This window comes from Iodobacter violaceini, from assembly GCF_011601265.1.
In the GTDB taxonomy this organism is placed as follows: Bacteria; Pseudomonadota; Gammaproteobacteria; order Burkholderiales; family Chitinibacteraceae; genus Iodobacter; species Iodobacter violaceini.
This window is the reverse complement of record NZ_JAAOLX010000002.1, coordinates 1-22435: the sequence shown is the minus strand read 5'-3', so window position 1 is coordinate 22435 and position 22435 is coordinate 1. Positions and strand designations below refer to the sequence as shown.

General features: G+C 47.3%; 22 protein-coding genes. 8 read left to right on the top strand and 14 right to left on the bottom strand.

The window, feature by feature from the left end; translation table 11 throughout:
• Positions 1–2: 2 nt before the first annotated feature.
• From trpA to HA050_RS03535, 6 genes are read right to left on the bottom strand one after another with little or no spacing between them, the layout of a single operon-like run.
• A complete protein-coding gene (trpA, locus tag HA050_RS03560; RefSeq protein WP_166822171.1) occupies positions 3–806 on the bottom strand; it encodes a tryptophan synthase subunit alpha in 804 nt (267 codons plus the stop codon).
• 4 nt (positions 807–810) lie between these two features.
• The gene (gene trpB, locus HA050_RS03555; RefSeq protein WP_166822168.1) at positions 811–2040 is read right to left on the bottom strand and encodes a tryptophan synthase subunit beta; all 1230 of its coding nucleotides are present in this window, start codon (positions 2038–2040) and stop codon (positions 811–813) included.
• Entirely contained in the window at positions 2033–2665 is a 633-nt protein-coding gene (locus tag HA050_RS03550; RefSeq protein ID WP_166822165.1) for a phosphoribosylanthranilate isomerase, read from the bottom strand. The genes trpB and HA050_RS03550 overlap by 8 nt, the downstream gene beginning before the upstream one ends.
• A gap of 12 nt (positions 2666–2677) precedes the next feature.
• Positions 2678–3460 (bottom strand): tRNA pseudouridine(38-40) synthase TruA, encoded by a 783-nt coding sequence (gene truA, locus HA050_RS03545; protein ID WP_166822161.1) that lies wholly within the window; start codon positions 3458–3460, stop codon positions 2678–2680.
• A complete protein-coding gene (locus HA050_RS03540; RefSeq protein ID WP_166822158.1) occupies positions 3460–4086 on the bottom strand; it encodes a CbiQ family ECF transporter T component in 627 nt (208 codons plus the stop codon). Before HA050_RS03540 ends, truA begins: the two co-directional genes overlap by 1 nt.
• Positions 4083–6926 carry a motility hub landmark protein FimV gene (locus HA050_RS03535; protein ID WP_501037367.1) on the bottom strand — a complete coding sequence of 948 codons (2844 nt, stop codon included), beginning with the start codon at positions 6924–6926 and terminating at the stop codon, positions 4083–4085. The genes HA050_RS03540 and HA050_RS03535 overlap by 4 nt, the downstream gene beginning before the upstream one ends.
• A gap of 963 nt (positions 6927–7889) precedes the next feature.
• On the opposite strand from HA050_RS03535, the gene fdxA reads away from it, so the two are divergent.
• The 5 genes from fdxA to rplI all read left to right on the top strand — a co-directional run bounded on the left by fdxA (position 7890) and on the right by rplI (position 9758).
• Positions 7890–8213, top strand: a complete 324-nt coding sequence (gene fdxA, locus HA050_RS03530) for a ferredoxin FdxA (RefSeq protein WP_115227322.1) — start codon at positions 7890–7892, stop codon at positions 8211–8213.
• A 119-nt stretch (positions 8214–8332) separates the two neighbouring features.
• Complete coding sequence (gene rpsF, locus HA050_RS03525) at positions 8333–8698, top strand: 30S ribosomal protein S6 (protein WP_046351878.1); 366 nt, start codon at positions 8333–8335, stop codon at positions 8696–8698.
• Positions 8699–8751: 53 nt separating this feature from the next.
• Positions 8752–9057 carry a primosomal replication protein N gene (priB, locus tag HA050_RS03520; protein ID WP_166822152.1) on the top strand — a complete coding sequence of 102 codons (306 nt, stop codon included), beginning with the start codon at positions 8752–8754 and terminating at the stop codon, positions 9055–9057.
• 8 nt (positions 9058–9065) lie between these two features.
• The gene (gene rpsR, locus HA050_RS03515; protein ID WP_046351876.1) at positions 9066–9293 is read left to right on the top strand and encodes a 30S ribosomal protein S18; all 228 of its coding nucleotides are present in this window, start codon (positions 9066–9068) and stop codon (positions 9291–9293) included.
• 15 nt (positions 9294–9308) lie between these two features.
• Positions 9309–9758: a 50S ribosomal protein L9 gene (gene rplI, locus HA050_RS03510; RefSeq protein ID WP_099399451.1), complete on the top strand. Its 450-nt coding sequence runs from the start codon at positions 9309–9311 to the stop codon at positions 9756–9758.
• Between the two features lie 65 nt (positions 9759–9823).
• Here rplI and HA050_RS03505 read toward each other — a convergent pair whose 3' ends face one another.
• The 8 genes from HA050_RS03505 to hemN form a co-directional block, all read right to left on the bottom strand.
• Entirely contained in the window at positions 9824–11362 is a 1539-nt protein-coding gene (locus tag HA050_RS03505; protein ID WP_099399450.1) for a SpoVR family protein, read from the bottom strand.
• Positions 11359–12636, bottom strand: coding sequence for a YeaH/YhbH family protein (locus tag HA050_RS03500; protein ID WP_166822149.1), 1278 nt, complete (start codon positions 12634–12636; stop codon positions 11359–11361). Before HA050_RS03500 ends, HA050_RS03505 begins: the two co-directional genes overlap by 4 nt.
• A 77-nt stretch (positions 12637–12713) precedes the next feature.
• The gene (locus tag HA050_RS03495; RefSeq protein WP_099399448.1) at positions 12714–14636 is read right to left on the bottom strand and encodes a PrkA family serine protein kinase; all 1923 of its coding nucleotides are present in this window, start codon (positions 14634–14636) and stop codon (positions 12714–12716) included.
• 197 nt (positions 14637–14833) lie between these two features.
• On the bottom strand, positions 14834–15787 hold the full coding sequence (locus tag HA050_RS03490) for a GGDEF domain-containing protein (protein ID WP_166822146.1): 954 nt from the start codon (positions 15785–15787) through the stop codon (positions 14834–14836).
• Positions 15787–16404, bottom strand: a complete 618-nt coding sequence (locus tag HA050_RS03485) for a chemotaxis protein CheC (RefSeq protein WP_166822143.1) — start codon at positions 16402–16404, stop codon at positions 15787–15789. The genes HA050_RS03490 and HA050_RS03485 overlap by 1 nt, the downstream gene beginning before the upstream one ends.
• Positions 16401–16769: a response regulator gene (locus HA050_RS03480; RefSeq protein WP_099398764.1), complete on the bottom strand. Its 369-nt coding sequence runs from the start codon at positions 16767–16769 to the stop codon at positions 16401–16403. Before HA050_RS03480 ends, HA050_RS03485 begins: the two co-directional genes overlap by 4 nt.
• 128 nt (positions 16770–16897) lie before the next feature.
• Positions 16898–17557 carry a sulfite exporter TauE/SafE family protein gene (locus HA050_RS03475; protein WP_166822140.1) on the bottom strand — a complete coding sequence of 220 codons (660 nt, stop codon included), beginning with the start codon at positions 17555–17557 and terminating at the stop codon, positions 16898–16900.
• Between the two features lie 4 nt (positions 17558–17561).
• Positions 17562–18965, bottom strand: a complete 1404-nt coding sequence (hemN, locus tag HA050_RS03470) for an oxygen-independent coproporphyrinogen III oxidase (RefSeq protein ID WP_166822137.1) — start codon at positions 18963–18965, stop codon at positions 17562–17564.
• A 130-nt stretch (positions 18966–19095) separates the two neighbouring features.
• On the opposite strand from hemN, the gene fnr reads away from it, so the two are divergent.
• From fnr to HA050_RS03455, 3 genes are all read left to right on the top strand, one after another.
• Positions 19096–19845: a fumarate/nitrate reduction transcriptional regulator Fnr gene (gene fnr / locus HA050_RS03465; RefSeq protein ID WP_166822135.1), complete on the top strand. Its 750-nt coding sequence runs from the start codon at positions 19096–19098 to the stop codon at positions 19843–19845.
• Positions 19846–19850: 5 nt separating this feature from the next.
• A complete protein-coding gene (locus tag HA050_RS03460; protein ID WP_166822132.1) occupies positions 19851–20537 on the top strand; it encodes a hypothetical protein in 687 nt (228 codons plus the stop codon).
• Positions 20538–21001: 464 nt separating this feature from the next.
• Positions 21002–22228, top strand: a complete 1227-nt coding sequence (locus tag HA050_RS03455; RefSeq protein ID WP_205836280.1) for a trypsin-like serine protease — start codon at positions 21002–21004, stop codon at positions 22226–22228.
• Positions 22229–22435 lie beyond the last annotated feature (207 nt).

Below are 22435 nucleotides of genomic sequence, written 5' to 3'. Positions count from 1 at the left end.
GCTTAAACGCGAGCGGTGTCCATCGCGGCACGAATGCCGGTAAGAAAATCAGTTAATCGATCAGCAAGGCCTTCTTCTCCGGCCTCTGCTTCTTTTACCAAACGTGAACCGATCACAACTGCATCGGCCACGGCAGCCACCGCTTTTGCAGCAGCTGCATCACTAATCCCAAAACCAACACCAATCGGGATGGTGAGATATTCTTTTAATACACTCAATTTTTCTGTTACATCAGCAATATCCAGATTGGCTGAGCCTGTTACCCCTTTCAGGGAAACATAGTACACATAGCCCGATGCCAGCTCGGCAACTGCTTTAATTCTGGATGCGTGCGTTGTTGGTGCCAGCAAAAAGATCGGATCAATACCGTGGGCTTTTAAAACAGCCACACGTTCTTTAGCTTCTTCCGGCGGTAAATCAACGGTGAGCACACCATCCACACCCGCTTGTACTGCTGCTTTTGAAAACACATCGTAACCCATTGCTTCCATCGGGTTCGCATAGCCCATCAGCACAACCGGTGTGTCTGTGTTTTTCTGGCGAAATTCAGCCACCATACCAAGCACATTGCGTAAACTCACGCCATGCAGGAGTGCTCGCTCTGATGCGCGCTGAATCACCGGGCCATCGGCCATCGGGTCAGAAAAAGGCACGCCCAGCTCTAAAATATCCGCACCGCCAGCAACCAGTGCATGCATGACATCCACCGTCACACGGGGATGCGGGTCACCTGCCGTGATAAAAGGAATCAGGGCCTGGCGATTTTGGCTTTGTAAGCGCGAGAATGTCTGTTGAATTCTGGACATAGCATTAGTTTCCAAGTTCGATGCCGGAAAGGCGGGCCAAAGTAGGAATATCTTTATCACCACGACCGGATAAATTCACCAGAATTACCTGATCTTCAGACATCGTTTTCGCCATTTTTGCTGCATGGGCCAGTGCATGACTCGACTCAAGGGCCGGAATGATACCCTCAAAATGACAAAGATCGTGAAAAGCTGCAATCGCTTCGTCATCATTAATCGCTACATACTCCGCGCGACCGATGTCTTTCAGGTAGCTGTGCTCTGGTCCTACACCCGGATAATCCAGCCCGGCAGAAATCGAATGTGTCTCCGCAATCTGCCCGTCTTCATCCTGCATCAGGAAGGTACGGTTGCCGTGCAGGATACCTACTTTAGCGTCAGATGTAAGCGGCGCAGCATGGCGGCCGGTTTCTACGCCATCACCACCCGCCTCCACACCAATCAAACGCACTGATAAATCATCGACATAAGGATAGAAAATCCCGATCGCATTCGAGCCACCACCCACACATGCCACAACCGCATCAGGCTGACGGCCAATCATTTCTGGCATCTGCACCTTACATTCATCACCAATCACGCGCTGAAAATCGCGTACCAGCTGCGGATAAGGATGCGGGCCAGCACATGTGCCAATGATGTAGTAAGTGGAATCCACATTGGTCACCCAATCACGCATCGCTTCATTCATCGCGTCTTTCAGGGTTTTTGTACCGGATTCTACAGCGACAACTTTAGCGCCCAGTAATTTCATCCGGAATACATTGGGCGCCTGGCGTTTCACATCTTCGGCCCCCATATAAACGATACATTCAAGGCCATAGCGTGCCGCCACGGTAGCGGATGCAACGCCGTGCTGGCCTGCGCCTGTTTCGGCAATCACCCGTTTTTTACCCATGCGGCGGGCAAGCAGCGCCTGGCCGATGGTATTGTTCACTTTATGCGCACCGGTGTGGTTCAGATCTTCGCGCTTTAAATAGATTTGTGCGCCACCCAGGGCTTCAGACCAGCGTTTTGCATGATAAACAGGGCTTGGGCGGCCAACATAGTGCTTAAGCTCGCTGTGATACTCAGCAACAAAGTCAGGGTCTTGCAGGGCTTTTTCGAACTCAATACGTAACTCATCCAAGGCAGGGATCAGTGTTTCAGCCACAAAAATGCCACCAAATTGGCCAAAATGGCCGAGGGAATCAGGTTGCTGATAGGGCTGCTGCTCGTGTTTAGTCTCAGTCATGCGCTTTTCTCTCTGCTTGATTAATAAAGGCAGCAATTTTTGCTGCATCTTTGATTCCCTTGCTGCTTTCTACGCCGCTGGATACATCCACGGCCCAAGGCCTAACCTTACAAATCGCTTCATAGACATTATCCGGATGCAATCCACCCGACAAAACCAGTGGCAAAGGCAAATTTTTGGGCAAAAGATCCCAATCAAAAGCCTCACCCGTACCACCTGGCACCCCTTCTACAAAAGCATCAACTAAAATCCCTTTGCAAAGCGCGTCCACAAAACGCTGTGCATATTCTACCAAATTTATGTCAGGTGTTACCCTTAGTGCTTTTAAATAAGGGCGTCCAAACTGACGGCAATACTCAGGTGTTTCATCACCATGAAACTGCAATATATCCAGCGGCACACTGGCGAGCACGCTGCGTACAAAGGCCGCCTCAGCATTAACAAATAAACCCACACTACTTACAAAAGCAGGCAAAGCGGCAACAATTTGCGCCGCAACTGCAATCTCTACATGACGCGGGCTGGGCGGGTAAAACACCAGGCCAATTGCATCAGCCCCTGCCTCAGCCGTAAGCCTTGCCATTTCCGGATCAAGCAAACCGCAAATTTTGATACGTGGATTCATTCGCCTCCCCCTTTAAATCAAACCATGACGCGAAACCGGCTCGCTGGCCAGACCAAACTCAGGGGGGTAGCTTACACCAGCAAGATAGAGTCCGTCTGGCATAAAGGTGGGGGGAGCACTCGTTCTGTCACGGGCCAGGATTAAATCTTCCATCCATTCAGGGGATTCATGACCTTTTCCGATATGCAGCAAGGCCCCCATAATATTGCGCACCATATGGTGCAGGAAGGCGTCTGCAGAGAAATCACAGATAAGCAAACTGCCTTCTTTCTGAATATGGGCCCGGGTCATGGTTTTAACGGGCGTTTTAGCCTGGCATTCCGCCGCTCTGAAGCTTGAAAAATCATGCTGCCCCAAAAGATGTACTGCCGCAGCCTGCATTGCATCAAAATCCAGATCATTAAAAGCCCAGCCCATGCGGCCAGACCATAATGCCGGGCGCACAGGGTGATTGAGCAGCAGATAACGATAGTGACGGGCAAAGGCAGAAAAGCGCGCATGAAAGGCATCCGGCACGGGCGCAGCCCACAGCACGGCCACTGTATCAGGCAGAAAGCTGTTTACCCCCCTCACCCATGCGGTTAAAGGGCGATTAACATCCGTTTCAAAATGAACGATTTGTCTGGCACCGTGCACTCCTGCATCGGTACGGCCGGCGGCATGAACCTGAACAGGCTCTCCCGCCATTTGACTGAGCGCAGCCTCTAAAGCGGCCTGCACAGTAGGTAAGTCTTTTTGAATTTGCCAGCCATAAAAGGCCCGGCCATCGTATTCCACTGCGAGCGCGTATTTCATTACACCATCATCAATAAAGTGAACAGCACTGCGGCAAACAAGACCCAAAGCAGCGCCAAATCAAAAAAAGACAGCGACTCTACCAGAATAGAGACTTCCTGCAACTCGCAAGGCTGCTCAGCCCCGGCCAATTGCATCAAAAATCCCTCCCGGTTTAAAGCATCTTGTTGCAGAAGCAGATCACCCGAAAAAGTCATCGTCAGGCTTAAGCGCAGGGCCCAGCGCTCACGATTAAACCCAATAAATGCAAAAGGAGCGAGGAGTACATAGAGCCCCGAAAACATACGGGCAGCACTTAAGCGCCACAACAACAGCTGCAAAGCCGCCAGCACACCCAGAAGGCGCACCAGCTGCAGCAAGCCCCAGCAGAGCCCCTCTTCTGTGGGAGACCATCGCCCGGGCCACAAATACTGCCCTGGCACAGACCAGCCGTAGACCAGTGTAATAGCCAGGAGCAGAAAACGTATCCGTTTTAAAGTGCGCCAGCAGCGCCCGGGGCAATAATAAAAGGCCAGCAAAATGCATACGGCAGAAAAAACAATGAGTGGCGCACCCTGCAAAATTTGCAGGATGCACGCCACCCAAAGCCAGACTGCAATTTGATTCGCAGAATGAATTCTAATCAAAGATTACCCAACAAAGCCTGTGCTTGCTTTTGCTGCTCAGGATTACCTTCACCTATGGCCTCTTGCAAGATCTCTCTGGCCCCTTCGGTGTCTCCCATATCAACATAAGCTTTTGCAAGATCAATTTTGGTTTGCACCGGATCATCACCGGCAAATTCCAGCAATGAATCAGAAGACGCACCTGAATCTGCAGCAAAATCCAGATTCATTTCAGCCAGATCAATCGATTCTTCTGCGCCAGACGCCGCTGGCACGGAAGCCTCAAGATGCGTATCCAGTGAGAAATCAAAATCCAGGCCTAAACCATCATCGGCACTTGTTGCCTCCAGCACATCCTCAGCCACAGGCTGAACCTTTGCTGGCGGTGCAGCTGGCGCTTCCGGCGCAGAAAGCACGCCCAAATCCAGATCAGGCAATTCAGCAGAGAAATCAGCAGGTGCTGCCGCTGCTTCCGGCATGTTGTCAAGACCATCAAAATTCAGATCAAACGCCTCATCTGCCGGGGCGCTTGCTTCCAGAGCGCTTCCAAAATCGACCGGCATATCCAGGGACAACATATTTTCTGATTCAGGTGCACTGGCAGGTGCCGCGGCCTGTGCGGGCTCTTCCGGAACCAAAAAATCATCCAGGCCAAAATCAATCCCCATGGCAAAATCATCAGGGGCTGGCGCACTAACTGCAGGGGCCGGTGCAACTTCAGGCAAATCAAAATCAAGCGAAGATAAAGCCTCCGGCTGCGAAGGAGGAGTATCCACAAAAGGATTAAGCTCCTGCACAGGCTCAGGCGCGGTGCCCACGTCAAAATCAAGCGACAAATCTAAATCTGCCAGATCATTTTGTATATTATTCTGCGGCGCATCCGGGATTTCTTCGCTCATCAAAGCATCAAAATCACTCACACCCGCAGAAGGTGCAGTTGCCGCAGGATCATCAAAAGACAAATCAAAATCATCGGCCTCAGGTGCAAGCGCCTGGCTTACAAGCGGCGCAGCTGCAGCAGCGGCTACCGCAGCCACAACAGGTGCAACTGCTGGCTCAATGCGTTTGTACAAAGGATTTTCAGGATCGAGCACGCTGCCCTGATAAGCCGCCTGCTCCCATTGCGCGCCCTTACCCCCGGTCATGGCGAATAAATCAGCCGCAATTTCTTCATATGATGTCGGGTCTTTCTTCGCTGCAAATATTTCCAGCAACTTCATGCGGATTTCATGACGCGCAGGATCTTTAAGCAGAGCATCCCGCAGAATTTCTTCTGCCTGCTCATTACGATCGTAAGCCATATAAACTTCGGCTTCGGCAATCGGATCAACCTCATCCGTATCAATCGTCCCTAAGCCCTGACGGCTGAAATCAGTAAGGAAAGAGTTTTCCGTGGGCTGAGTGCTGATGACTGCACCACCGGTATTACCCAGCAGAGTGTTGGACTTTAAATCGCCACCAGTCAAAACGCTGTCTGCAAATGCAGAGCCCTGCTTACGACGACGAGCCCACCAAAGGCCAGCCCCACCTAATAAAAGCGCCGCCAGGCCGCCACCAACCGGCAGTGCATTATCAGCAACAACATCCATCAGACTAGGCTCTGGCACGGGCGCCGGAGGCGGAACAATGACGCGGCGTTTTTTAGGCTGGCTGGCAACGTCCTGAACGGGCTGCACAGCAGGAGCACTTCCAGCAACAGCCGCAGCCTCAGAAGCATGCTCAGCGGCAGGTGCTGATGCTACTGCAGGTACCGCGGTGGCAACAGGGGCCACGGCAGGCGCATCAGTTGGTTTACTTGCTAACTCAACACCTGCACGGCTTTTAAGTGCCAGCAGCTTTTCCATATCCTGAACATTTTTTTGCAGTGCTGCGACGCGCTGATTTGCTTCATCCAAACCCTTTTGCCGTGCGGTTACTTCTTCTTCCAGAGCACGAATCCGCGCCTGCTCGCCCTGCTGATCAGCCTTCGCCTTACCAGGCGCTTCGCCCTTAGAAAGCTTCAGCACATCCTGATTGGCATTGCCTGATTTTACTTTTTCTTCAACTTTCGGGCTGATGCGGCCAGCACTTGCAGATTCATTCCCTGCAACCGCAGCGCGTTTTTGTACCGATTCCGCCACTTTATTGCGATACGCCTGCCAGTCTTTAGACTGCAAACGCACTTCCTGCCCGGCCTCCTTTGCGGGTACAGCCTGCAAATTTTCTTTGGCTGGAATATTTAAAATCTTACCCCGGCGCAAACGGTTCATATTGCCATCAAAAGCATCGGGATTTTGCCGGTAAAGCCCAACCAGCATCTGCTCGAGTGTAACGCCCTCAGCAGCAGTCTGGCGCGCAACACTCGATAAGGTGTCTCCCGCCTGTACTTTATATTGCTGATCACCGGTGGCTTTTTCTGCCTGGCTTGCTGTTGCTGAGGTTTTTTTACCCGCCCCAGCAACTGCACCCTTGCGACGGGTACCCGGCAAGGCAGATGGCGCAAACTGCTCGTTTGCCTTTGCCTCAGCGCCCGCAGAGGAGCGCGAGTTCTGATAACCCGGCGGATCAATCAAAGCGGTATAGTCCCGCTGAATTTTGCCGCCAGACCAGTTCAAATCAACCAGCAGATCCAGAAAAGGCTCTGAAACTGATTGTGCAGAACTAATTAATACATACTGCTGCCCATTCGCGCGTTTTTCTATGACCAGACGCAAGCCAAGCGACGCAGGCGGATAAGCCACCTGAGCCTGGGCAAATGCCTCTGGTGACGCAAGCCGGACAAGCAAGCTTTCGGATTCCCCTGGCTGAACTGAAACCAGATCAATTTCAGCCCGAAATGGCTGACCAAGCCCGGAAAGCACGTTTAACCTCCCCAAGCCCACTGCACCAGCAGAGGGTGGCAAAGTCAATATAAGAGCAAGGACACACGCCTTGAGTTTCGGTTTGATTGGCACAATTCCCCCAGCACTTCACTTTATTTTTAACCAGGTATGATATAAAACCCAGCGCTTACAGCCCGACGAACATAACATTTGCGCCAAGCCTGACGCAAGTCATGCACTTAATTTACACATACCGCCACGCTGGCAAATCTGCTTTTTTTTGTGGCATCTCAATATCCGGTCAGGACAGAAAGTCTGCAAAAAAACAGGAGAGCAAAACTGGCAATACATCAATTTGCTAATAAAAAATACACTTAAATCATATAGCAAATAATATAGCACTATTCCAATAGTTATCTACACAAATCAAAAATTCAACTTAAATGCCACGTTTTCCTCCTGGTGCTGCATGTAAAAAATCATAAAACCCCGGACAATCCGCCCTTAAGTCATTGATTTTACTTAAGCCAACTTTGCCGACCCCGATTTAATCAAAGTCACCTCAGAAATTTATAATTCCAAAGTCAGGATAAAAAAAATCAATCCATTAGCCGGCGGGGGTAAACACAAAATATCTGAGCCGGGCAATTATAACGCCCATTGCTATTACACCAAAATCCTCATTCAAGCCCTGGTGCAACAATAAGGTGAATACCCGAGCGGAAACGACAACAGACAAATCAATTAAATCATCCCTATTAATGAAAAACACCCCGCTGCCACTATCCACTTAACATAAAATCACAGATAAAACCCATCCCCAATAGCAGAATAGACCGGCCCGCATGTGTGGTGCCAGCGCAGCACAAATCACAAACACGCCCTGCTGATTATCACCACTAATTATTTATAAATAACCAGCTTATTGCTTCTAAAGCACGGGGCTCTGCTAAAATCAGGGACGATCTGCCCAAATTTTGTGCGGCTCAAGGACCAGTGCCCAATATATATAAGGATTCAATCATGACGTACGTAGTGACCGACGCCTGTGTGAAATGCAAATACACGGATTGCGTCGATGTATGCCCGGTAGACTGTTTTCGTGAAGGGCCAAATTTTTTAGTGATTGATCCTGATGAATGTATCGATTGCACACTCTGCGTAGCCGAATGCCCCGTTGAAGCGATTTATGCAGAAGACGACGTTCCGGCCGACATGCAGGACTACATTGAACTCAACGCTGAAATGTCTAAAATCTGGCATGCCATTGTAGAAAAGAAAGATCCGCTTCCTGATCACGAAACATGGGCTGCGGTCAGCGGCAAGATTGATCAGATCGAACGTTAATTACCCGCGTTTTATATCCCTTGAGTCCGGATCAATTCTCCGGTATGATCCGCCCCTCTTAACAACCCTTGCCTGACCGTAGTCGCACGCGGCAGGCTTAACATCCATAAGGAGATGTCATGCGACATTACGAAATCGTATTTATCGTGCATCCGGATCAAAGCGAACAGGTTCCAGCGATGATTGATCGCTACAAGACCCTGATCACAAACGGTGGTGGTGCTATTCACCGCCTTGAAGACTGGGGCCGTCGTCAGTTAGCTTACCCGATCCAAAAGATCCACAAAGCTCACTACGTCATGATGAACGTCGAAATCAGCCAATTGATTTTGGATGAACTAGAACACGCCTTCAAATTCAATGACGCCGTTCTGCGCCACATCACTCTGCGCACAGAACATGCTGTTGTTGAAGCTTCCCCAATGATGAAGGAAGAGAAGTCCAAGTCCCTGACACCAGCCGCCGAAGGCGTTCCTGCTGCCTAAGGTAAACAGTAAGCACTGCGAAACTTTCGCCCTGCTTGCTATGGACTACTAAATTGGACAAACGCAACCGGGTACTTATTGACGGTACCGTTATAAAACGAAGCGATATACGTTACACCCCTGCGGGGACCCCTGTTTTAGAAATTGTGATCACTCACCTTTCAGAACAGACCGAAGCAGGTAAACACCGCAAGGTGGAGTGTGAAGTGGCCATGATGGCACTCGGTGACATTGCAGCAAGACTTGCTCCGATTCAAATCGGACAAAGACTTGCCAGCAAAGGTTTTATTGCCGCAAAAAGTAATCGTTACCGCCATGAGCTTGTGTTGCATCTCGAAGAATTTGAATTGTTGAATTGAGGTTTATCATGTCGCGTCATCTGTTCAAGCGGAAAAAATTCTGCCGCTTTACCGCCGAAGGCATTGCCCACGTGGATTACAAAGATATTGCTCTGTTAAAAGACTTTATCTCTGAAAACGGTAAGATTATCCCAGCTCGTATCACTGGTACTAAAGCTAAGTTCCAACGCCAGCTGTCTGAAGCAATCAAAGTAGCTCGTCTGCTTGCGCTTCTGCCATACACCGACCAACACTAAGAGAGAAGAATAAAAATGCAAATCATTCTGCTCGAAAAAGTAGCAAACTTAGGTGGTCTTGGTGATGTTGTTACCGTTAAAGATGGTTACGCACGTAACTTCTTGGTACCACAAGGTAAAGCAAAGCGCGCAACTGCAGCTAACCTGGCACAATTCGAAGCTCGTCGTGTAGAGCTCGAAGCACGTCAGGCTGAAATCATTGCTGCTGCTACAGCTCGCGCTGCTAAGCTGGAAGGCTCTGCAGTAACAATCGAACAAAAAGCTGGTGTTGATGGCCGCCTGTTCGGTTCAGTTAGCACACAAGACATCGCCGAAGCATTCGTTGCTGCTGGCTTTGAAGTGGCTAAATCTGAAGTTCGTCTGCCTGATGGTCCTTTCAAGCAAATCGGCGAATACGAAGTTGAACTTGCTCTGCACCACGAAATCGTTGCTGCAGTGAAAGTAACTGTTGTTGGTATTAACTAATCTTTACGATTAATTAATAGCTTCACATATGAAAACGGCAATCTTCTGATTGCCGTTTTTTTATATCAATTGCCTCTTTTCTCAAGCTTACATTCGTAACTAAGCAAAACCCTTCCCTTTTCATCAACACTCTCCAGCTTTACCGAAAACCCCCACAGCCGTGAAATATGCTTCAGCACCTCATGCACACTATTTCCTAAAGGCCTGCGCTGATATTGGTAATGCCTTAAAGTTAATGAACGATCCCCTTGGGTATTAGCCTCATACACCTGAATATTAGGCTCACGCCCCGCTAAATTATACTGATCAGCCAGCTTTTGCCTGATATCCAGGTAGCCTGCATCATCATGAATGGCCGCCACTTTTAATTTAGGCAAATAGTCATCATCCAAAATAGCGAACAAGCGGAATTCACGCATTAATTTAGGCGAAAGATACTGCAAAATAAAACTTTCATCCTTAAAGTTACGCATTGCAAAATCCAGTGTTTTTTTCCAGTCTGTATTCACCAAATCCGGAAACCAAGCTTTATCTTCCTCGGTAGGCTCCTCACAAATCCGCCGCAGATCACGAAACATAGCAAAACCCAGGGCATAAGGATTAATCCCGTTAAACCATTTGCTGGTTACAGGCTGCTGAAATACCACATTGGTGTGGCTGTGCAAAAACTCCAGCATAAAAGCATCATCAACCAGGCCTTCGTCATACAATTGATTTAACAATGTGTAATGCCAGAATGTTGCCCACCCCTCATTCATCACCTGGGTTTGCCGCTGCGGATAAAAATATTGAGCAATTTTGCGAATAATCCGCACAATTTCTCTTTGCCACGGCGCTAATAAAGGCGCGTATTTCTCAATAAAATACAGTAAATTTTCTTGCGGCTCAGAAGGAAAACGGCTTTCCTCATGTGCTTTCTCTTCCTCTGTACGCTTAGGAATAGTTCGCCATAATTCATTTATTTGCGATTGCTGATAATTCTCCCGCTCTGATTGCTTAGCCAATTCTAAAGAGAGTGATAATTTTTGCGGCCGCTTATAGCGATCAACACCATAATTCATCAGCGCATGGCAAGAATCAAGTAACTCTTCTACCTTATCTTCTCCATATCTTTGCTCACACTGAGCAATATAATTTTTCGCAAAGACCAGGTAATCAATAATGGCAGTTGCATCCGTCCAGCTTCTGAATAAATAATTACCCTTAAAAAAAGAATTATGGCCAAAGGCTGCATGCGCAATAACTAACGCCTGCATGGTCATGGTGTTTTCTTCCATCAAATAGGCAATACAAGGGCTGGAGTTAATCACAATCTCATAGGCAAGCCCCATTGCCCCGCGCTGATACGATTTTTGCGTTGACAAAAAATGCTTGCCATAACTCCAATGGTTATACATTACCGGCATACCTACTGAGGCATAGGCATCCATCATTTGTTCGGCTGAAATCACCTCCAATTGATTAGGATATGTATCGAGGCCAAACTGCTTTGCTACGCGCGCAATTTCCCGATAATAATCATCAATCAAATCAAATGACCATTCCGAGCCCGTTGATAAAAGCTTTTTTGCGCGCGATTTTTTTTGGCGTGTATTTGTGCTCATGCCCCCCCCCTTGCGCTCACTTTTTTAAACAGCTCCTTAAATATCGGCCAAATTTCTGCGGGATTACGAATGCGCCGCATCGTAAAGTGAGCATGCTGTTCGGCCACTTTTTCATATTCAAACCAAAGATTTTGCGGTTCCCCCTCGGTGATTTCCACATAAGCATAATATTGCAGCAGCGGCATAATTTCGGCGCTTAATAATTGCCGGCACTGAGGCGAATCGGAATCCCAGTTATCCCCATCACTGGCTTGTGCCACATAAATATTCCAATCGGCATCCGGGTAGCGTTCATCAATTATTTTCTTGGTGAGCTTGATTGCCGATGAAACAACGGTCCCCCCCGTATCCCTTGCATGAAAAAAATCGTGCTCATTGACTTCGGTAGCCTGAGTATGGTGCCGTATAAAGACCACCTCAATTTTTTCATATGCGCGCACAAGAAATAAATAAAGCAAAATAAAGAATCGCTTTGCAATATCTTTCTTTGCCTCATCCATCGAGCCGGAAACATCCATTACACAAAACATCACCGCCTGGGTTGTTGGCTTAGGCACCCGAACACGATTGGTATATTTCAGATCAAACGGATCAATGTAGGGAATGCAAACCAATTTTGCTTTTAATTCACGAATAATAGCCTGCAGGGTTTGCACTTCCTGCGAGCGCTCCCCTTGCGTTTCAAGCAATTCATCCAGTTGCTCCTGCAGGGTATTAAGCTCCTCCAGCGGGCCTGCAGATAAAGCAATGCGCCGCCCTAATGCCGCACGCAAGCTGCGCAATACATGGATATTGGTGGGCGTACCATCAGAGGTAAACCCGGCCCTGACGGGCTTCATCACCATGCTTTGTTTTAATTGCGTTTTAACTAAATTGGGCAATTCAAGATCATCAAAGAAAAATTCTAAAAACTCTTCTTTGCTTAATTCAAAAACAAAGTCATCCTCGCCATCGCCGCCATTCCCGGCGCCGCCATTACCCCCGCTGCCCCCGCCGCCATCAGGACGATCGATTTCATCTCCCCGGCTATAACGATCATTACCGGGAAAGACGCGCTCCCAAATACCACCTGGGGCATGGGCAAAACCCGGCTCATTAATATCTTTGACCGGAATAGATACTTTTTCACCACGCTCTATATCGGTAATTGATCTGCCATTTACGGCACGTGTCACCGCCTCTTTAATTTGCCCCTTAAAACGACGAAGAAATCGCTCCCGATTTATCGCCGACTTATTTTTACCATTCAAACGCCGATCAATCATATGGATCATTTTGCAACTCCAGTGAGGAGTGAGACGCAAGGAGCGATCCCGAGCCACCCTCGATACCACTCCTCCCCCTCACTGGATTACGATGATTTACGCACTCTTAAATACCATTCGCATAACAGTCTGACCTGCTTGGGCGTATAGCCCTTACTGACCATTCTGTTTACAAAATCTTCATGTTTACGCGCATCGTCATGGCTTGCTTTGGCATTAAATGAAATCACCGGCAACAATTCTTCGGTATTAGAGAACATTTTTTTCTCTATTACAGAGCGCAATTTTTCATAAGAAGTCCATGCAGGATTATTGCCGCCATTGTTAGCACGGGCGCGTAATACAAAATTGACAATTTCATTTCTGAAATCTTTTGGATTAGAAATGCCTGCCGGTTTTTCAATTTTTTCCAGCTCATTATTTAAACTGGTGCGGTCAAATGATTCGCCTGTATCAGCATCGCGATACTCCTGATCCTGAATCCAGTAATCAGCCAGCGTGACATAGCGGTCAAAAATGTTCTGACCGTATTCCGAATAGCTTTCAAGGTAAGCGGTTTGAATTTCCTTACCAATAAAATCAACATATTTCAAAGCCATAAATTCTTTGATATATGAGATATATTTTTGCTCAAGCTCGGCAGAAAACTGCTCACGCTCTACCTGCTGCTCCAGCAAATACAGTAAATGAACCGGATTTGCCGCCACTTCGGCATGATCAAAATTAAAAACTTTTGATAAAATTTTAAAAGCAAACCGGGTAGACAACCCATTCATACCCTCATCAACGCCAGCAAAATCACGATATTCCTGAATCGATTTTGCCTTTGGATCAACATCTTTTAAATTTTCACCATCGTAAACCAGCATTTTTGAAAAAATGCTGGAATTTTCCGGCTCACGCAGCCGGGATAAAATGGCAAACTGCGCCATCATTTTTAAAGTGCCAGGTGCGCATGGTGCTTTTGACAGAGAGGAATTAAGCACCAATTTCTCATAAATTTTCACTTCCTCACTAACCCTCAGGCAGTAAGGCACTTTTACAATATAAATACGGTCTAAAAACGCTTCGTTATTCTTATTGTTTTTAAATTGCTTCCATTCCGATTCATTTGAGTGCGCAAGTACAACGCCATCAAAAGGAATTGCACCAAAACCCTCAGTACCCTTGAAATTACCTTCCTGTGTTGCCGTCAGTAAAGGGTGTAATACTTTAATGGGTGCTTTAAACATTTCTACGAATTCAAGCAAGCCCTGATTGGCAAGGCAAAGCCCGCCGGAATAGCTATAGGCATCCGGGTCATCCTGCGCATATTTTTCTAATTTACGAATATCAACTTTACCCACCAGCGCAGAGATATCCTGATTGTTTTCATCGCCAGGCTCAGTTTTAGCAATCGCCACCTGACGCAATACAGAAGGGTGGCGCTTAACCACTCTGAACTGGTTGATATCACCATTAAATTCATGAAGCCGCTTAACGGCCCAGGGGCTTGGAATGGTTTTTAAATAGCGCCCTTCAATTCCAAATTGCTCCTGCAATAAAGCACCATCTTCTTCGGCATTAAACAAGCCCAAAGGAGATTCATTCACTGGTGAGCCTTTAATGCAATAAAAAGGAACACACTCCATTAATTCTTTTAGTTTTTCGGCAATAGAGCTTTTCCCGCCACCCACCGGCCCCAGTAAATATAAAATTTGTTTCTTTTCTTCAAGCCCCTGAGCAGCATGGCGGAAATAAGCAACGACCTGCTCAATCACTTCTTCCATGCCATAAAACTCACGAAAGGCCGGATAGATACGGATCACTTTATTCTGGAAAATACGCGACAAGCTTGAATCCAGCCGGGTATCAATTAATTCAGGCTCACCAATCGCCATCAGCATGCGTTCTGCCGCAGTGGCATAAGCAACCTGATCATGTTTGCACAACTCAAGATAGTCCCGCAGAGACATTTCTTCTTCGCGTGTGCGCTCATAACGTGCAGCAAAATTATTAAAGACATCCATGACGCCTCTCCTCACCGTGTATGTCATTCGAGTGGCGCGGCGATTGCTGCACCTCTGCACTCTTTATAGACATAGTAAAGTTGATTATTTCAAAAAATTACGTGCACATTGCTGATAAATTTAAGTTGCACATTATTTCTGCAAAAAAGGCCCAAAAAAAAGAGCCCCTAAGGGCTCCGTTTAATACGGGTTGAGAATCAGGATTCACGCAAATCCGCAGAGAAAACCGTTACGCGATTACGTCCGTTTTGCTTGGATGCATAAAGTGCCAAATCAGCCTCTTCAATCACGCTGTGCGGATTGCTGCAGCCAGAATGACAAGCAGATAACCCCAAGCTGGCAGAAATTTGAATATTGGTTTCCCCAACCTGTACCGGAGATGAGCATAAGATTTCACGAATGCGCTCTGCAGCGATTTCTGCTCCGGTCAAATCAGTCTGAGGCAGCAAAAGTAAAAACTCCTCACCACCATAGCGGCCAAACACATCAGTATCACGCAAAGTAGTCAGCACGCGTGAGGCAACCACCCTCAGCACTTCATCACCTGCAATATGCCCGTACTGATCATTCACTTGCTTAAAGCGATCAAGGTCAAACAGAATCACCGTAAAAAACGCCGCCTGATAACGAGACATCCGCTCCAGCTCCTGAGTGAAGCGCATATCCAGATAACGGCGGTTATAGATACCGGTTAAACCATCACGATTAGAAAACTCTTCCAGTTTTCCCATCGCTTCCTGCAATAGATTTTGTGCAATCGCATTATCGGTAACATCAAACAGATTCACCGTCACCGCATCCACTTCACCAGATTCATTGCGCACCGGCATAAACGTGGTGTTTTGTTGCATAAAATCCATACCGCCGGTAATGGGGCGATTATGTGAAAACTTAAATAAATAAGGCCTTTGCTCCCAAGAAGTAAAAGCGAAATTCTTCAGCACAAAAACACTTTCAATTTTTTTACTCAGCCATTTTTGAGGCAATTCGGGGAATAATTCAAATAAATTGGCCCCAATTGCCTGCTCTGCACTGATGCCGCTATGCTGAGCCATAAAACGATTCCACAGTAAAATATGATGGTTTTTATCAAGTGAAAAAACACCAACACCCACTTCATTCACAATAAAATCACAAAGTCTTTGTTGCATCAGATCTTTTCCATAAACGCATCAATCGCCAGCTGCAATCGTAAAATTGATTCTTCCGGCATAAGAGTGAGCAAATGGCAGGTGAAATCACGAATCTCTAAAGTAAAATGAACCTCTACAAGCAGGGCGTAATTCCAGGTTATTTGCTTAATATTGATCAGCTTATCGACTTCAACATTTTCGGCCATAATGGTAGGCGCGGAATAAACCAGCGATGCACCTAATAAATCAGCCACCCCGTTTAAACAAGCGCCCACTAAAACATTGCCCACGTCCAATAGCAGCTCGCGCTCAGAAGTGCGGTCAATCACGCCATCGTAGCCCATCAGGTCAGCAAGATTTCTGCACCCATGCTGGTCATAAACCACCATGGCTTCGCCCGATAAAGAGCCGTTAAATGATTGGCGAATTGCAGTAGCGGCACTTTTAGAGCCAATCATATTCAAAATATTGCGGGATACAGAAGAGGATTGAATAATATTAATACGGGGAACGGACAGCTTAATAAAGGTATCTAAAATCTGAGCCAGCTGCGCACCTGCACGGCCCATTGCAATATTAGTAATCTCTTGCAATGCATCCGTTTGCTCTTCAGTCAAAAACAATTCTTCATTCATAAAGCGATTCCATATTCGCGCAAAATAATCTCAATATCAGAAGCTTTCACTGGTTTTTGAACAAAGGCCGCAGCCCCCAATTGTCGTACACGCTCACGTGCCAGAGGCTGAATATCTGCCGAAACAACCACTACATAGCTATTCAGCCCCTCTTTTTGCATGGTCTCAAGTACAGAATAACCATCCAGAAGCGGCATGGTTAAATCTAAAAACATTACATCTGCTTTGCCCGCGCGATAAGCAGCCAGTGCTTCGATACCATTGCATGCATGTGTAATTTCAACATCCCAATTAACAGGCAATGCTCTGATCAGCATTTTTCTGGCCATAGCAGAATCATCAACAACCAAAATGGGGGTAGGCATTATTTTAGAAAATCCTTTTTTATAAACAGGCACTACACTAAAACGCAATAAATATTATTATTTATATAAATATCAGTTACTTTGATTTTTTTCATGCACGCAAAGAGAATGAAACTCCGTCTTTTTGCTTAAAAAATATACTGAATCAATCTGTATGTCCCCAAAGCCATCAGGCTACCCCCAATCAGCCAGCGTAAATATTTGTTTTTAAATAAATACCTAAGCTGCTCAGAAAACGCAGACATCAATAATAAATTAGGGAGTGTACCCAAACCAAAAGACAACATAATTAAAGCACCGTGCCACGGGCTGGCACTTGCCAGAGCATTTAATGATGCGGTATAGACGAGGCCACAGGGAAGCCATCCCCAAAGTGCGCCAACAATCAGGGTATCCGGCCAGCGCTTAATGGGTAAAAACAACCGCATATACGGCTGAATTTTACCCCATAAAGGGCGCCCTGCTTTTTCCAGAAACATAATTAATGAAGACCACCCAGCCATATAACTGCCTAATAAAACCAGCAGTAAATTGGCAAAGATATACAGGCCCCCTTTAACGCCTTGCAGTGAAAGCAATGCTGACAAGGAACCCAGCAAGCCCGCAAGCATACCAATCAGGCAATAACCGAGCAAGCGCCCGAAATTGAAACCAAGGTGATAATGCCAGCGGGGGCCATTTGGAAGCTGCAAACTAAAAGCGGCGACCACGCCGCCGCACATTCCTGCACAATGCCCGCCCCCTAAGAGGCCGGCAAGAAACAATGCGAAAAGATCAAATTCAAGCATTCATTTATATCAACTTTGAATAGCGCCCCGCTGGTGCGGCATGGCGTAAATACCGGTCAAAAACCATCGCAATAGAACGAACGAGGAAACGCCCCTTGGCTGTGATTGTGATTGAATCATTTTTCAACACAAGTAAACCATCCAGCTCATATGGCGCAAGCAGTTTCAATTCTTCTGCAAAATAACTATTAAAATCAATCAAATAAGACAATTCAACAGGCTGAAAACTAAGCTCAAACTGACACATCAGTGACTGAATCACTGAGCCACGCAAAAAATCATCATGATTAATTAATAAGCCCCGCTCAACAGGCAGGCGATCTGCATCTAAAGCCTGATAGTAAGCGTCTAAATCTTTTACGTTCTGAGCAAAACAATTGGCCACTTTGCCAATTGCAGACACCCCAAAAGCCATCAAATCGCAATCTGCATGGGTAGAATAACCCTGGAAATTACGGTGTAATTGACCACGCCTTTGGGCAATAGCCAAAGCATCATCCGGCAAGGAAAAATGATCCATACCGATATAAACATAACCGGCCGCAAGTAACTGATTCACACTACTTTGTAAGATGTCGAGTTTACCCTCTGTAGTGGGTAAATGCCCAGCATCAATGCGTCTTTGCGGCATAAATCGCTCAGGTAAATGAGCGTAGCTGTATAATGCCAGCCGGTCGGGGCGCAAAGTAATCACTTTTTCGATGGTGTGATACATACTGGCCTGACTTTGGTGCGGCAAACCATAGATCAGATCAATGCTGACTGATTTAAAGCCATTTGCTCTTGCTGCATCGATGACGATGCGTGTTTCTTCTTCACTTTGCACGCGGTTAACCGCCTGCTGAACTTCCGGATTAAAATCCTGAATACCCACACTCATCCGGTTAAAACCAATCGCGCCTAAATGCGCCACTGTTGCGGCACTGACCTTGCGCGGATCAATTTCAATCGAAAACTCGCCATCAGGCTTTAAATCAAAATGGGTACGAATCCCATCCATCAGTCTGCTTAATTGATCATTAGTCAAAAAAGTAGGTGTACCACCGCCAAAATGCAACTGAGAAACTGTGCCACGCTTTGTTAATAATGCCGACTGTAATTTTACCTCTTTAAGGAGATAATTAAGATATTGGTCTGCTTTGCTCTGATCCTTGGTAATGACTTTGTTACAGGCGCAGTAATAACAAATGGTATTGCAGAATGGCAGGTGAAAATACAAGGATAATGGCTTAATACGGGTGCCGGGCTGTTGTTGCAATACACTTTGCTCATAAGTATGTGCATCCATTGCAGCAAATCGATCCGCAGTGGGGTAGGATGTATACCTTGGGCCTTTCCCATTGTGTTGGCTAATTAAATTTCGATCAAAATCAAGTGGCTGTAATACAGCAACATTATCTTGGAGCATTCTGTTTCATCCTTTTATCGTATCGGTGCAGCTTGCCCAGATTCATTTTTCATAACCTTGATCGATATCAAAATCTGCACGGGAAATCGTGCATACTAAGTGATATCGAGAACACGAATTGAAACGCCCCATGACAACGACACCTCACATCCCAGTACGTGACCTCAGCCTTAAGCATCTTCGCCAAAGCTGTGTCAATTGCAGCTTGCGTGAGCTTTGCCTGCCTATCGGTCTTTCTGCGGAAGAAATGCGCGAACTGGATACCCTCATCACCCAGGCCAAGCCCATTAAGCGGGGCGAAGCGCTCTACCGTGCCGGAGAACCTTTCCGCTCACTGTTCGCTATCCGGCTTGGCTTTTTCAAAGCCAGTGTTATTTCAGAAGACGGCCGCGAACAGGTTACAGGCTTTCATATGACTGGCGAGCTGATGGGCATGGATGCCGTAAGCTCTGATCTGCACACTTGCGATGCCATTGCACTGGAAGACAGCGAAGTTTGCGAGCTGCCCTTTACCGATATGGAAGAATTAAGCCGCCGTATCCCTATTTTGCAACATCACTTTTATAAGCTGATGAGCCGGGAAATTGTTCGTGACCATGGCGTAATGCTCTTACTGGGCAATATGAAGGCAGAAGAACGTATTGCCGCCTTTCTGCTGAACCTGTCTCAGCGCTTTGCCATTCGTGGCTATTCGGCCAGCAGCTTTCATTTACGCATGACGCGTGAAGAAATCGGCAGCTACCTGGGGCTCAAGCTGGAAACAGTCAGCCGCTCACTTTCTAAGTTCCAGGAAAACGGTTTAATTAAAGTACAAAACCGTCTGATTGAAATCATCAATCCCGATGCACTGAAGCAACTTATCAACAACTGCCAGCAATAAACCCTATGACTCTGTTAAATGGCCCGGTTCTGTTTCTTGCCCCTGCGGCCATTTTAGAGTCATTGCAATCCCGGCTTAATCCCCTTCAGCTTTCGCAACTGATGCTGCTCCCCTTGGATATGCAGACCCAGATTCCTGCCCTGCCCCCGGGAGGATTATTAATCAGCGCGGGGCATACCTGCCTGGATGATTATCTGCTGAGTGCCCAATGGGCTCAGGCTCAGCAATGGCAGCATGTCGATCTGGCCCTTACCGGCGAGCCCCAATGCGCAGCGCAATTTGGCTGGATGCTGGCAGCGGGCGGCACGCATCAGGCACTGAGCCTTGCTGCGCCGCTGCTTGACGCACTGGCCCCAGCTGGCCGCAACAGCTGGCTGCACGCTGGCGGCCCCGGTGCAGCCAGTTTCTTAGCCTTATTGCAACTCATCCTGATGAAGCCGCTTCTGGAAAGCTGGAAAATCATTTTCCCTGACGGCAAACCTTCACCCAAAGCAGATTTGCTGAAACTAGCCCAACTTCAAACAGAGCAATGGCAAGACATTGTGCCGCTGTGTACACGCTATTTAATCCTTGCTCAAGATAGAAAGCATCAAGCGTTTCATACACAAAATTGCCCCTTCAATCTACCTGCATATGCCGAACCAGCATCCTCGCTGGCTCAGTTTATTTTGTCTTTAACAAAAGCAAACTGAAAGCCCCCCTCCTGCGGCCTTTTCTCGTTTAGTTTATGGCTGCGCACCATCAATACACCTTCCCGTGGCCACATGGCATTTAATGCCTGTCCGCTGGCAAAAAAGCCAATAAAGCAAAATGAATAAATAGCTTTTAAGCTGAAAAAATCTGATTTTCATGCTTTAACCGCCATTTATTTGACAATTTCTTTATGTTTTCTATAGTAAGGCGAGCATCGGTCAATACCATTGACATATTTAAATGGTCTGACATAAAAATAAAAATTCTTTCAATTACCTTTCAAGCTTGCTTATTACATGCCAAGCAGGGCACGGCTTTGCCTCTGATTTGTATTGAGCACTAAACGAGTACATGCATCGTTGGCCACGATGCAGTACCCCTCAACGAGGGTGCAGTAAATGGGGTAGAACAGGCCTGCGCCTGCTTATACCTTTCCTCTTATAAAACCAAAGAAGAGACAACCATGAAAAAACACTTCAGATTAGCTGTAAGCGTTCTCAGCACATTATGTGTACTGCCATTCACCAGCATGGCTGCCAACAGCACGCCCGTCAAACCCACCATTGTAGGGGGGATTGAAACAACACCTAATTCCAGGCCTTACCAGGTTGCCTTACTCATGAATGGCCGCCAGGGCTGCGGTGGCACCTTAATCAGCCCCAACTGGGTTTTAACAGCAGCCCATTGCGTGGATGGCGCATCGACCAGCTCACTGACGGTACAGGTGGGCGCTCACAGCATGAGCCGTCATGACGGGCAAAATATTCGAGTCAGCCAAATCATTACCCATGAAAACTGGAGTGGCGCACAGGGGATACGTTCAGGCTGGGATATTACAGTGCTAAAACTTGCAAGCCCTGCCAGTGCAAGCATTAAACCAGCCAAACTACCTACCGTTGCCATTGAAAACCAAATTGCTGGTATTGGTAAAAGCGTGACCGTATCAGGCTGGGGCCTGACAAGAAATCAAGGCAGCCCGAGTGATGTGCTGCGTGAAGTGAATTTACCGGTATTAAGCAATCAGGTCTGTAGCAGCGAGCTGAATTTTAACCTGCCCGCATCGGTGATTTGCGGCGGGGGTGCGGGAGGTGTTTCGGCCTGCAATGGTGATAGTGGCGGGCCATTTGTTGCGGCCCAAAACGGCAATTTCTATAGCATCGGCATTGTTAGCTGGGGCAATTCATGCGTCGGCGCCACGGCATTCACCCGTACCTCCAGCTATCTGCCGTGGATTGCACAAAAAACCGGCATTACTCCCGATGAGACCGGAGGTGGCGATCAAAAACCTGTTGCCTCGTTCAGCAGCAATATTGTCGGTATGAATGCCAGCTTTAAAGACACATCATCTGACGACAAAGGCATCAGCAATTGGGCATGGAGCTTTGGTGACAATTCAAGCTCAACGCAGCAGTCTCCAAACCACAGCTATGCCAGCGCAGGCACTTACAATGTCAGCCTCACCGTAACCGATACGGCAGGACAAAGTAACAGCATGTCGCAATTAGTCAAAATAGGCGGTGACAGCGGCTGCGGCAATATTACGGCGTGGAGCGCAAGCGTTACCTATAAAGTCATGGATATGGTCAGCTTTATGGGCAATAAGTATCAGGCAAGCTGGTGGTCAAATGCCGCACGTCCTGATGTTTACAGCAATGTATGGACGCTGCTAGGCAGCTGCAGCGCTAAGTAATATTTAAAAGCCCCCTGTTCCAACACAAAGTCATCGTTTGCTATTCGGAACAGGGGGCTTTCTCATCTTTAGCCTTTGTGTGTAAATCAGCGTGCAAAACTTTCCAGGTTCCCGGGGTAAACAGCGTCCAATAGTTTCCACCCCGGTTGTGTAACCATCCGGTATTTCGCCGGAGAAACCTGGGGTGTTATCCATGGACATCATTGC